Origin of the sequence: Micromonospora sp. NPDC005254, from assembly GCF_042872525.1 — a bacterium.
In the GTDB taxonomy this organism is placed as follows: domain Bacteria; phylum Actinomycetota; class Actinomycetes; order Mycobacteriales; family Micromonosporaceae; genus Micromonospora.
On the sequence record NZ_JBIAKM010000007.1, the window covers coordinates 257,639 to 269,989 of the forward strand.

Consider the following 12,351-nt stretch of genomic DNA (forward strand, 5'->3'; position numbering starts at 1 on the left):
GGGCTAACCCGCTTGTGGTGGTAGCGCTCTCAGGTGTGCGATCGTGCCAGGAGATCACCCCGAGGAAGAGGACCCAGCCCTGTGAGCGCCCCCACCAGCCCGGCCGTCGCCCCGGACACCACAGTTCCGGCACGGGTCGTCCGGCTCGCCCGCAACGGCGTCGCCGTCACCTTCACCCTGAACGGCCTGGCAGTCGGCAGCTGGTTCTCCCGGGTGCCGGCCGTCCGCGAGGCGCTGGATCTCTCCGCCGGGCGCCTCGGCCTCCTGCTGCTGGCGATGAGCGTGGGCGCGCTGCTCGCCATGCCGACCTCCGGGCTGCTCGCCCAGCGCCTCGGCTCGGCCCGCACCGTGACGATCGCCACCGTGCTGGTCGCGGTCGGCCTGATCGTGGCCGGGCTGGGCGCGACGGTCGCCGGGTCGTCCGTCGTCGTCGGGCTGGGGCTGGTCGCCTTCGGCTACGGCTCCGGCGCCTGCGACGTGGCGATGAACGTCGAGGGCGCCACGGTGGAGCGGCGGTTGGGGCGTACCGTCATGCCCCGCTTCCACGCGGCCTGGAGTCTCGGGTCGGTGGCCGGCGCGGGCCTCGGCGCCGGGGCCGCCCGCCTGGCCGTGCCGGTCGGCGCGCACCTCGCCGCGGTGGCGGTGGTGGTGCTCGTCGGCACCGTGCTCGCCTCCCGGATGTTCCTGCCCCAACCGGGCGTCGAAGCGGGCAACCAGACGGCGGACACCAGCCCGGCCGGCCGCCGCCGGGCCCAGCTCGCCGCCTGGCGGGAGCCGCGCACCCTGCTCATCGGGCTGTTCGTGCTGGTGGCCGCGTTTGCCGAGGGCAGCGCCAACGACTGGCTGGCGGTCGCTTTCGTGGACGGCCGGGACCTGAGCGAGGCGGCCGGAGCGGCGGTCTTCGGCGTGTTCGTCGTGGGTATGACCATCGGGCGCACCGCGGGCACCATCGCGCTGGACCGCTGGGGTCGGGTGCCGGTGCTCAGCGGCACCCTGCTGCTCGCCGCTGCCGGCGCCGGCCTGGCCGTGCTGGCCGGCTCGGGGCCGGTGGCCATCGTCGGCGTCGCGCTGTGGGGCCTCGGCGCGTCGCTGGGCTTCCCGGTCGGCATGAGCGCGGCGGCCGACGAGGAGGCGCACGCGGCGGTGCGGGTCAGCGTCGTCGCGGTGATCGGCTACACGGCCTTCCTGGGCGGGCCGCCGCTGTTGGGCCTGCTCGGTGACCACGTCGGCACCCTGCGGGCGCTGCTGGTGGTGCCGCTGCTGCTCCTGCCGACGCTGGCGCTGGTGCCGGCGCTGCGCCCGCCGCGAGCCGACGAGCAGGCTCCGGCAGCAGCCGACGAGCAGGCTCCGGCAGCACAGAAAAACTAACCCCGATCGCGGCGTGGCGGTATCGGGTGCGCGGCCGAGTGCGTCGCGCGCCCGCGCTGGCTACGGTCGCCCGATGCCAACCGACGAGATCACCGCCGCCGCGGCGGGCAGCTGGACCCTGGGCGACCGCACCGTGCACCGGATGGGCTTCGGCTCGATGCGGATCACCGCGAACCCCGACCGCGAGCGTGCGATCGCGCTGCTGCGCCGCGCCGTGGAGTGGGGCGTCAACCACATCGACACGGCCGCGTTCTACGTCTCGCCCGGCGGAACCCTGCGGGTGGGCACCGGCCCCGCCCGGTACGCCACCGAGCTGATCCGGGCGGCGCTCGCCCCGTACCCCGAGGATCTGGTCATCGCCACCAAGGTCGGCTTCGGCTACGACCCGGTGACCGGATTCAGCGAGGCGGAAACCCCGGCGCAGCTGCGCGCCCAGGTCGAGGAGAACCTGCGACGCCTCGGCCGCGACCGGCTGGACGTGGTGAACCTGCGGCTCGGCCGGGGGCCGGGCGCGGTGCCGTTGGCCGAGCGGTTCGGCGCCCTGGCCGAGCTGCGCGCCGCCGGGCTGATCCGGCATCTCGGGCTGTCCAACGTCCGGCCCGAGCAGGTGGACGAGGTGGCGGGCATCGCGCCCGTGGTCTGCGTGCAGAACAACTACGGCCTGGACGCGTACCGGGAGCAGGACGCCTTCGTCCGCGCCTGCGGCGAGCGGGGCATCGCCTACGTGCCCTTCTTCGCGCTGGCCGGCACCGGTCGGGAGGCGGGTGCGAGCGCCGCGCCGGGCGCGGCCGTCGAGGCGGTCGCCCGGGCCCACGGCGTCACCCCCCAGCAGGTACGCCTGGCCTGGACGCTGCACCAGGGCCCGCACGTCCTCGCGATCCCCGGCACCGGCGACCCGGCCCACCTGCGGGAGAACATCGCCGCCGCCGCGCTACGCCTGACCCCCGAGGACCTGAACCGCCTCCCCTGACCCCTGACCCCCGCCCCCGGTGATCATGAAGTTATTGCCATCGATGCCGGCGTGTCGCGCCGATAACTTCATGATCACCGGAGCCAGACCCGGAGGGGACCCGCGGGGAGGAAGCCGGCTCGGCGGGCGGGTGGTAGGTCGGGGGTGGTCTCGTAGCCGACCAGGGGTACGCCGGGCAGGGTGGCGGGAATCGCCTGCCAGATCTCGTCCGGGTCGTCGGTGTGGGTGAACAGGTTGGAGACGCCGGCCGGGTCGTCGCCGCTGACCACCGCCCCGCCGACGACAGCGCCCCGCTCGTCGTGGCGGGCCAGCACCCGGATGCGCGGGTCGGCCAGCAGCGCCGGGCGAAACAGTTCCCCGCCGCCGTGCGCGCTCGCCCAGGCCGCCAGCCCTTCCGGAGTGGTGACCGGCGTGAGCGGCGGGCCGGCCGGCGGGTCGGTCGACGGGCGGTGGATCCACTGCGCGTCGAAGAGCACCCGGAACCCGTACGCCGAGAGGTCGAGGTCGGCGAAGCTGTCCTTCACCGATGCGCCGGGCCCGACGTCGATCCGCGCCAGCAGCGCCTCGGGGTCGACGTCGGGGCGCAGGGTGACCGCGTCCGGATACCAGGGTGGGGAGCGGCGGGGCACCGACCACGCCTCGGCGTCGATCCGGCCGGCCAGCCCGTGGCTGGCGCACACGGCGTCGCACCATCGCGCGTTGTTGTGCGCCGCCGCCTCCCGCACGTTCTTTGACACGCCCGGCAGCCTATGAGGTCAGGACCCGGTGAGGACGACGAGTCGCTGGGTCGCGCGGGTCATCGCGACGTACCGGTCGACCGCACCCTGGATGCCCTCGCCGAACGTCTCCGGGTCGACGAGGACGACCAGGTCGAACTCCAGCCCCTTGGACAGTTCCGGGCTCAGCGACCGGACGCGATTCGTCGCCGGCCGGAAGGTGGGCTCGCCGATGACGCAGGCGATCCCGTCGGCGTGCTCCGCGAGCCAGCCGTCGACGATCGCGTCCAGCTCGCGCACCGACCCGTGGATCACCGGAGTCCCGTTGCCGCGGATCGAGGTCGGCACGTTCGCGTCCGGGAGCACGGCCCGGATGACCGGCTCGGCCTGCTCCATGACCTCCCGTGGCGTCCGGTAGTTGATGCTCAGCGAGGTCAGGGTGACCCGGTCGAGGCCGATGCGCCTCAGTCGTTCCGGCCACGACTCCGTGAACCCGTGCCGGGCCTGGGCGCGGTCCCCGACGATGGTGAAGCTGCGCGCCGGGCAGCGCGACAGCAGCATCTGCCACTGCGCGTCGGTCAGCTCCTGCGCCTCGTCCACGACGATGTGCGCGAACGGGCCGGCCAGCAGATCCGCGTCGGCGCTGGGGAGTACGGCCTCGTCGACCAGCGCGTCCTGCAGGTCCAGTTGGCGCAGGCTCGACAGCACACCCTCGCCGTCGTCGTAGGCGTGGGCCGCGATCAGCTCGTCGACGACCGTCGCCATGCGCGCGCGTTCGGCGGCGATGGTGGCCTCGTGACGGCGCGTACGCCGGGACGCCTCCGGGTCGCCGAGCCGCTGCCGTGCCGCGTCCAGCAGCGGCAGGTCGGACACCGTCCAGGCGCGGGCGTCGACGCGTTGGAGCCGGCGGATGTCCCCGGGGCCGAGCCAGGGGGCGCACCGGCGCAGATAGGCGGGCACCGACCACAGGTCGGCGACGATGTCGGTCGCTTCGAGCAGCGGCCAGGCGCGGTTGAACGCCGTACGCAGGTCCCGGTTGCGCAGCAGCGAGCCGCGTACCAGGTCGTCCGACTCGTCGCCGTCGTACCTCCCGAGCAGGATCGCCAGCAGCTCCTCCCAGATCTCGTCCCGCGCCTCGTTGTGCGGGGTGCCGGGTCCGGGCGCCTCGAACGCCTGGGCCCAGTCGTCCGCGCTCAGCCGCACGTCGGCGTCGCCGGCCGTGACCGTCATCGCCGTGGTCGGCGGCTCCTCGTAGAACCGCACGGCCGCCTCGATCGCCCGGACCAGGTCCGCCGAGGACTTCAGGCGGGCCACGTCCGGATCGGCCTCGACCGTCGCCGCGGCGCCCTGGGGGACGAGGTCGCGCAGGGTGCAGGTCTGCACGTCCTCCTCGCCGAGGCTGGGCAGGACGTCGGCGACGTACGCCAGGTAGGGCTCGTGCGGCCCGACGAACAGCACCCCGCCGCGCCGGTGCCCGAGGCGGGGATCGGAGTAGAGCAGGTACGCGGTGCGGTGCAGGGCCACGACGGTCTTGCCCGTGCCCGGACCGCCGTCGACGACGAGAGCGCCGCGCGATCCGGCCCGGATGATGGCGTCCTGGTCGGCCTGGATGGTGCCGAGCACGTCGCGCATCCGGGCCGACCGGTTGCCGCCGAGGCTGGCGATGAACGCGGACTGGTCGTCCAGCGCCGCATGCCCCTCGAACCCGTCCGGGGTGAACACCTCGTCCCAGTAGTCGCTGATCCGGCCGAGCGTCCAGCGGTACCGACGCCGGCTCGCCAGGCCCATCGGGTTGGCGTGGGTCGCCCCGAAGAACGGCTCGGCCGCCGGGGAGCGCCAGTCGAGCAGCAGCCGTCGACCGTTGCCGTCGGTGAGGCCGAAGCGTCCGATGTAGACCGGCTCGGGGCCGTCCGCGCTGACGATGCGCCCGAGGCACAGGTCCAGACCGAAGCGCCGCAGGGCGCGCAGGCGAGCGGTCAGCCGGCGGATCTCCTCGTCCCGGACGACCGCCTGGCGGCCCTTGCCGGCGGGTGCCCGGCGCTCGGCGTCGAGGCGGTCGGACAGCTCGGCGATCGACTGCTCCAGGCTCGCCGCGATGACGGCGAAGTGCTGCTCGTCACGGTCGATCAGCGCCGGGTCGGCCTTGGCGGCGAGGTTGTCGGGAAGGTCGAACGCGCTGGCCGCCGCCGACGAGTTGTGCATGTATTGGCTCCCGTTTCCGCAGGTCCTGGCCTTGGACGGGCAATTCTGCGGTACACCTGGGGCCTTGCCGCAAGTCCCCCCATGCGGTATATGTTGGATATGGCGGGGAGTGTTGTCCCCCGCTTTCAGGGCTTCCGTTCGGTACGCCCGCTCCAGCGGTTCCGTCCGCGCTCCGCCGAGTCAGATTTCTCCCACCTGGCGTGCAGCGTATTGCCAGGAATCGGTGCTGAACTGGAGTGGCGTCCGAGGAGAGGGGCTGGGCATGGGCTGGTTCAACCGGCGGTCACGGGGCACCGAGGCGACCCCAACGAAGCTGGACCGCGAGGCCACCCGGGACGATCTCGCCGCGCTGGAGTCGTTCGTCGCCAGCCGGCGGGGAGTGGAGTTCTACCTGGAGCCGGAGACCACCGCCACCGACACCACAGTGGTGGCGATCGCCCACGACGGCGAATGGATCCGCCGCCGCACCGGCACACCCCGCGCGGCGGGCGCCATCGCCCGCAAGCACGCGGTGCCGCTGTACGAGGCGGCCCGCACCGGCTACCCGGAGCGGATGCGGGTGTGGAATCGGGCACACCCGGAGCGCCACGCCCGCTGAGACTCCTCCGCCCAGAAGCCACCACCGCCGGGCCAGCGGCGCGAGCCAGAGTGCTCCGCCGATCCTTTGCTCTGCTTACCAATAAGCGCCAGTGACGCCCCATTCCCGTTGCGTATAGGGAAGCAGAGCAAAGGATGTCGGGCATTGATCCGGGGCATCGAGGTCGGGTGATCCGCTGTCGCGTCGACAGTTGAGGCTCGGTGACGCACGCCCGTTCGTCGGGCCGGAGCAGCGTTGACCCGCAGCGCAGGGGTGTGGCAGCATTCGCGGCCTGACGGCAGTGAAGGAAGTCGGTGCGAATCCGACGCGGTCCCGCCACTGTCACCGGGGAGCGATCCCCCCTCGTGAGTCACGGCCGTGTGTCTGCGGTTGGAAGGCCGGGGGAGAGCGTCGATCCGGAAGCCAGGATACTTCGGCCGTCGGGACGTACCCCAGGGCGTGGACACCCGAGGAGGACCCGATGACGCTTGGCGTCTCCATCATCGACGGCTGCTGCCGTCTTGCGCACCGCGGCCGTGCCGTCGCCGCGATCGGCATCGACTCCGTTCACCGCTGAGTTCCGGACCGCGCCGCCCGTCGCTCCCGGCCGCAGGCCGCTGAGCCGGCCGGATCGCGGCCTCCGCTGAACCCTGCGCCCATCCCACGTCGCGAGGCCGCTCTCGCGAGCGTGCCGACGTTACCGTCCGGAGCCTGCCGTGCGCGTTCTGCTGCTCTCCACCGCCGACACCGACCTGCTGGCCGCCCGCGCCAGTGACGCCGACTACCGGCTCGCCAACCCGGCGCGGGTGGGGGCCGACGAGGTGCCCGCCCTGCTCGACGGGGTCGACCTCGCCGTCGTACGCCTGCTCGGGGGTCGGCAGGCGTGGCCGGACGGCCTCGCCGCGGTGCTCGCCACCGGCGTGCCGACGGTCGTGCTCGGCGGTGAGGCGGTGCCCGACGCGGAGCTGATGGCGATCTCCACGGTGCCGTCCGGAGTGGTCACCCAGGCGCTGGCGTACCTGGTGGAGGGCGGGCCGGACAACCTCGGGCACCTGGCCCGGTTCCTCTGCGACACGGTGCTGCTCACCGGCGAGGGGTTCGCCCCGCCCGCGCCGACCCCGGCGTACGGCGTACACGGCGACCACCCGACCGACCCGCGGCGGCCCACCGTGGGGATCGTCTTCTACCGGGCGCACGCCCTCGCCGGCAACACCGCCTTCGTCGACGTCCTGGCCGAGGCCGTGCGGGAGGCCGGGGGCAACCCGCTGCCGATCTTCTGTGGCTCGCTGCGGGGCCTGACCACGGGCGCGGGCCCGCTCGGGCTGTTTGCCCGCTGTGACGCGCTCCTGGTCACCGTGCTCGCGGCCGGCGGCGCGGTCGCCGCCGACGCGTCCGGGGGCGGCGACGAGGACGCGTGGGACGTCGGCGCGCTCGCCGCCCTGGACGTGCCCGTCATTCAGGCGCTCTGCCTGACCAGCACCAGGGAGCAGTGGGCCGGCAGCGACGCCGGGCTGTCCCCGTTGGACGCGGCGATGCAGGTGGCCATCCCCGAGTTCGACGGACGGATCGTCACCGTGCCGTTCTCGTTCAAGCGGATCGACGCGGACGGCCTCTCGGTCTACGCCGCCGACCCCGAGCGGGCCGCCCGGGTGGCCGGCATCGCGGTACGTCACGCCCGGCTGCGGTACGTGCCCAACGCCGACAAGCGGGTCGCCGTCGTGCTCAGCTCGTACCCCACCAAGCACTCCCGGGTCGGCAACGCCGTCGGGCTGGACACCCCCGTCTCGGCGGTCCGGCTGCTCGCCGCACTGGCCGAGGCGGGTTACCACCTGGGGGACGCGCCGCCGCCCGACGACGGCGATGCGCTGATCCACGCCCTGATCGCCGCCGGTGGGCACGACGTGGAGTGGCTCACCCCGGAGCAGTTGGCCGCCGCCGAGGCCCGGGTGCCCGGCGAGACCTATCGGCGGTGGTTCGACCAGGTACCGGCCGAGCTGCGTGAGCGGATGCGGGAGCACTGGGGTGAGCCGCCCGGCGAGCTCTACACCGACGGCGGGGATCTCGTGCTCGCCGGGCTGCGCTTCGGCAACGTGGTGCTGCTGATCCAGCCGCCGCGTGGCTTCGGGGAGAACCCGATCGCCATCTACCACGACCCGGACCTGCCGCCGAGCCACCACTACCTGGCCGCGTACCGCTGGCTGGCCGCGCCCGTCGCGGACGGCGGCTTCGGCGCGGACGCCGTGGTGCACCTGGGCAAGCACGGCACCCTGGAGTGGCTACCCGGCAAGGGCCTCGGCCTGGCGGCCGACTGCGCGCCCGACGCGGTCCTCGGTGACCTGCCGCTGGTCTACCCGTTCATCGTCAACGACCCCGGCGAGGGCACCCAGGCCAAGCGGCGCGCACACGCCGTGGTGATCGACCACCTGGTGCCGCCGATGGCCCGCGCCGAGACCTACGGCGACCTGGCCAAGCTGGAGCAACTGCTCGACGAGTACGCGACAGTGCAGGCCCTCGACCCGGCCAAGGTGCCGACCGTGCGGGCGCAGATCTGGGACCTGGTGCGCGCCGCCGAGCTGCATCACGACCTGCACGCCGAGGCGATGCCCGACGCCGACGACTTCGACGACTTCGTGCTGCACCTCGACGGGTACCTCTGTGAGGTCAAGGACGTGCAGATCCGCGACGGCCTGCACATCCTCGCCGACGCGCCCGTCGGCGAACCGCGGGTCAACCTGGTCCTCGCGGTGCTGCGCGCACCCCAGATCTGGGGCGGCAACCACGCCCTGCCCGGCCTGCGGCAGGCCCTCGCCGCCGCGTACGGCCTCGACGAGCAGGAACTGCTGGCGGCACCGGGCGAACGACTGGCGGTGCCCACGGCGTTGACCGACGTGGTGGACGGGCCGGCCGGCACCGCCGCCGACGCCGTCGACCTCATCGAGGCGCTCGCCCGGAGGTTGGTCATCGGGATGGAGACGCTCGGCTGGGACGCCGAGGCCGTCGACGCGGTGGTCGCCGAGGTGACCGGGCAACCGATCCCGGACGGCGTCGCGGTGCTGCGCTTCGCGGCCACCGAACTGGTGCCCCGGCTGGCGCGCACCACCGACGAGCTGACCCACACCCTCGGGGCGCTCGACGGGCGGTTCGTGCCGCCCGGACCGTCCGGTTCACCCACCCGGGGCCTGGTCAACGTGCTGCCCACCGGCCGCAACTTCTACTCCGTCGACCCGAAGGCCATCCCCAGCCGCAACGCCTGGGACGTCGGGGTGGCCCTCGCGGACTCGCTGCTGGCCCGGCACCTCGCCGACACCGGCACGTACCCCCGCTCGGTGGGGTTGACCGTGTGGGGCACCAGCGCCATGCGCACCCAGGGCGACGACATCGCCGAGGTGCTCGCGCTGCTGGGCTGCCGCCCGGTGTGGGACGACCGGTCCCGGCGGGTCACCGGCATCGAGGTGGTGCCGACCGCCGAGCTGGGCCGGCCCCGCGTCGACGTGACCGTGCGCATCTCCGGCTTCTTCCGCGACGCGTTCCCGCACGTCGTGGCGCTGCTCGACGACGCCGTACGGCGGGTCGCCGCGCTGGACGAGCCGGACGAGGAGAACTACGTGCGGGCGCACGTCGCCGCCGACCTCGCCGAACACGGCGACGAGCGGCGGGCCACCGCCCGGATCTTCGGCTCCAAGCCCGGAGCGTACGGCGCGGGCCTGCTGCCGCTGATCGACGCGCGGACCTGGCGCAGCGACGCCGACCTCGCCGAGGTGTACGCGGTGTGGGGCGGCTACGCGTACGGCCGGGGCCTGGACGGGCGGGAGGCGCGCGCCGACATGGAACGCTCGTTCGCCCGGATCGCGGTGGCGGTGAAGAACCAGGACACCCGCGAGCACGACATCGTCGACTCGGACGACTACTTCCAGTACCACGGCGGGATGGTGGCGATGGTCCGTCACCTCACCGGCTCGTCGCCGCAGGCGTACGTGGGTGACTCGGCGATGCCGCACGACGTGCGCACCCGCACGCTGGGCGAGGAGACCCGGCGGGTGTTCCGCGCCCGGGTCGTCAACCCGAAGTGGATCGCGGCGATGCGCCGGCACGGCTACAAGGGCGCGTTCGAGCTGGCGGCCACCGTGGACTACCTGTTCGGCTACGACGCCACGGCCGGCGTGGTCGACGACTGGATGTACGAGCACCTGGCCGCCGCGTACCTCTTCGACGACACGACCCGGGAGTTCCTGGAGCAGTCCAACCCGTGGGCGCTGCGCGGCATCACCGAGCGGCTGCTGGAGGCCGCCGACCGGGGGCTGTGGGCCAAACCCGAGCCGGCCACCCTGGACCGACTCCGTGACACGTACCTGGCCAGCGAGGGCGACCTGGAGGACCGGGCATGATCACCTACCCGTTCAGCGCGGTGCTCGGCATGGCCGACATGCGGTTGGCGCTGCTGCTCAACGCTGTCTCCCCGGCGATCGGCGGGGTCCTCGTGCGCGGCGAGAAGGGCACCGCGAAGTCCACCGCCGTCCGGGCCCTCGCCGCGTTGCTGCCCCCGGTGCGTCGGGTCGCCGGCTGCCGCTTCGGCTGCGACCCCGCCGAGCCCGACCCGGGCTGCCCGGACGGGCCGCACCCGGCCGACGCCACCGCCGAGACCCGTCCGGCCCGCCTCGTGGAGTTGCCGGTCGGCGCCGCCGAGGACCGGGTCGTCGGCTCGCTCGACCTGGAGAAGGCCCTCGGTGCGGGGGTACGCGCCTTCGAACCGGGCCTGCTCGCCGCCGCGCACCGGGGCGTCCTCTACGTCGACGAGGTCAACCTGCTGCACGACCACCTCGTCGACCTGCTGCTCGACGCGGCGGCGATGGGCCGCAGCCACGTCGAGCGCGAGGGCGTCTCGGCCAGCCACGCGGCCCGCTTCCTGCTGGTCGGCACCATGAACCCGGAGGAGGGGGAGCTGCGCCCGCAGCTGCTCGACCGATTCGGGCTCACCGTCGAGGTGGGTGCCAGCCGGGACCCGGAGGTCCGGGTCGAGGTGGTGCGTCGCCGACTCGCCGCCGACGCCGACCCGGCGGGCTTCGCCGCCCGCTGGGCCGACGCCGACGCGGAGATCGCCGGCCAGGTGGCCGCCGCCCGCCGCCGGCTTCCCGGGGTACGCCTTCCGGACGCCGCGCTGCGGCAGATCGCCGAGGTGTGCGCCGCGTTCGACGTGGACGGCATGCGCGCCGACATCGTCACCGCCCGTACCGCCCTCGCCCACGCCGCCTGGCACGGCCGGGACCGGGTCACCATCGACGACGTACGGGTCGCCGCCCGCCTCGCCCTGCCGCACCGCCGCCGCCGTGACCCGTTCGACACGCCGGGCCTGGATGAGAAGCGCCTCGACGAGGCGTTGCAGCGCGCCCAGGACGCCCACCCCGACGATCCGGACGACGACGGCGGCCCGCACGACGGTGGCCCCGCTGGATCGCGCCCCGACGGCTCGGACCCCGACGGTGGCGGCCCGGGCGGTGGCTCCGGCGGGCACGGCAGCCCGGACGACGGCGGCGCCGACCGTCGTGGCCCGGACGACGGCGGCCCGCGGGGCGGTGCCGGCAGCGGCGCCGACCGCAGCGGCCCCGACGGTGCGGGACCCTACGGTGGCAGCTCCGACGGCAGCGACGACGCCGCTGACCAGGGTGAATCGACCCGGCAGCGGGGCTCCGGTGGGCAGGGTCAGCCGGTGGCCGTACCCCACGGTGGTCTGCGGGCCCAGCTGCTCACCGCGCCCGGCGTCGGTGACGGCGTGCCCGGGCGGCGGTCGCGCGCCCGCACCGGGCGGGGACGCACCACCGGGGCCCGCGTGCCGGCCGCTCGGGTCGGCGCGCTGCACCTGCCGGCCACGATTCGCGCCGCCGCGCCACATCAGGCGGCCCGGGGGAGGCTGACCGGCCCGCTGCGACTGCGCCCGGACGACGTGCGGGAGGCGGTCCGGGAGGGGCGTGAGGGCAACCTCGTGCTGTTCGTGGTGGACGCGAGCGGGTCGATGGGCGCCCGGCAGCGGATGACCGCCGTGAAGGACGCGGTCCTCGCGCTGCTCACCGACGCCTACCAGCGGCGGGACAAGGTCGCCGTGATCGCCTTCCGGGCCAGCGGTGCGCGGACGCTGCTGCCGGCCACCTCGTCGGTGCTGGCCGCCTCGACGCGGCTGGCCGAGCTGCCCACCGGTGGACGCACGCCGCTTGCCGAGGGCCTGCTCGCCGCCGCCGAGCTGCTGCGGCTGGAGCGCCGACGTGACCCGAAGCGCCGCCCCCTGGTCCTCATCGTCACCGACGGCAAAGCCACCGCCGGGCCGCGTCCACTGGACCGGGCCGCGGCGGCCGCGACGGTGCTGGCCGCGACAGCGGCCCCCTGCGTCGTCGTCGACTGCGAGTCCGGCCCGGTCCGCCTGCACCTGGCGCGCCGCCTGGCCACCCAGCTGAACGCGCCCCTGACCCCCCTGGCCGCCCTGACCCGCCCCCGCGATCGTGCGGTTCCGGTCGCGACATGAGGGGACC

7 protein-coding genes and 1 riboswitch are annotated in these 12,351 nt (G+C 74.4%); of the genes, 5 read left to right on the forward strand and 2 right to left on the reverse strand.

The window, feature by feature from the left end:
- Positions 1 to 81 precede the first annotated feature (81 nt).
- Complete coding sequence (locus tag ACFYPR_RS22565; protein WP_387262262.1) at positions 82 to 1,368, forward strand: MFS transporter; 1,287 nt, start codon at positions 82 to 84, stop codon at positions 1,366 to 1,368.
- A 73-nt stretch (positions 1,369 to 1,441) separates the two neighbouring features.
- Positions 1,442 to 2,338, forward strand: a complete 897-nt coding sequence (locus ACFYPR_RS22570) for an aldo/keto reductase (RefSeq protein WP_387262265.1) — start codon at positions 1,442 to 1,444, stop codon at positions 2,336 to 2,338.
- A gap of 74 nt (positions 2,339 to 2,412) precedes the next feature.
- Here ACFYPR_RS22570 and ACFYPR_RS22575 read toward each other — a convergent pair whose 3' ends face one another.
- Positions 2,413 to 3,075: a hypothetical protein gene (locus ACFYPR_RS22575; RefSeq protein ID WP_387262268.1), complete on the reverse strand. Its 663-nt coding sequence runs from the start codon at positions 3,073 to 3,075 to the stop codon at positions 2,413 to 2,415.
- 18 nt (positions 3,076 to 3,093) lie between these two features.
- Positions 3,094 to 5,256, reverse strand: a complete 2,163-nt coding sequence (gene helR, locus ACFYPR_RS22580; RefSeq protein ID WP_387262271.1) for an RNA polymerase recycling motor ATPase HelR — start codon at positions 5,254 to 5,256, stop codon at positions 3,094 to 3,096.
- Between the two features lie 262 nt (positions 5,257 to 5,518).
- Here helR and ACFYPR_RS22585 point away from each other — a divergent pair, with 262 nt between their 5' ends.
- The 3 genes from ACFYPR_RS22585 to ACFYPR_RS22595 all read left to right on the forward strand — a co-directional run bounded on the left by ACFYPR_RS22585 (position 5,519) and on the right by ACFYPR_RS22595 (position 12,344).
- Positions 5,519 to 5,854, forward strand: coding sequence for a hypothetical protein (locus ACFYPR_RS22585; protein ID WP_234589536.1), 336 nt, complete (start codon positions 5,519 to 5,521; stop codon positions 5,852 to 5,854).
- Between the two features lie 283 nt (positions 5,855 to 6,137).
- Positions 6,138 to 6,267, forward strand: a riboswitch (cobalamin riboswitch).
- A 282-nt stretch (positions 6,268 to 6,549) separates the two neighbouring features.
- Positions 6,550 to 10,218: a cobaltochelatase subunit CobN gene (gene cobN, locus ACFYPR_RS22590; protein WP_387262274.1), complete on the forward strand. Its 3,669-nt coding sequence runs from the start codon at positions 6,550 to 6,552 to the stop codon at positions 10,216 to 10,218.
- Positions 10,215 to 12,344 (forward strand): VWA domain-containing protein, encoded by a 2,130-nt coding sequence (locus ACFYPR_RS22595; RefSeq protein ID WP_387262277.1) that lies wholly within the window; start codon positions 10,215 to 10,217, stop codon positions 12,342 to 12,344. Before cobN ends, ACFYPR_RS22595 begins: the two co-directional genes overlap by 4 nt.
- Positions 12,345 to 12,351 lie beyond the last annotated feature (7 nt).

Bases quoted from the DNA above. Each gene is read 5' to 3' on its own strand.
- ACFYPR_RS22595 (WP_387262277.1), top strand. From the start codon at position 10,215: ATGATCACCTACCCGTTCAGCGCGGTGCTCGGCATGGCCGACATGCGG.
- ACFYPR_RS22570 (WP_387262265.1), top strand. From the start codon at position 1,442: ATGCCAACCGACGAGATCACCGCCGCCGCGGCGGGCAGCTGGACCCTG.
- helR (WP_387262271.1), bottom strand. From the start codon at position 5,256: ATGCACAACTCGTCGGCGGCGGCCAGCGCGTTCGACCTTCCCGACAAC.
- ACFYPR_RS22585 (WP_234589536.1), top strand. From the start codon at position 5,519: ATGGGCTGGTTCAACCGGCGGTCACGGGGCACCGAGGCGACCCCAACG.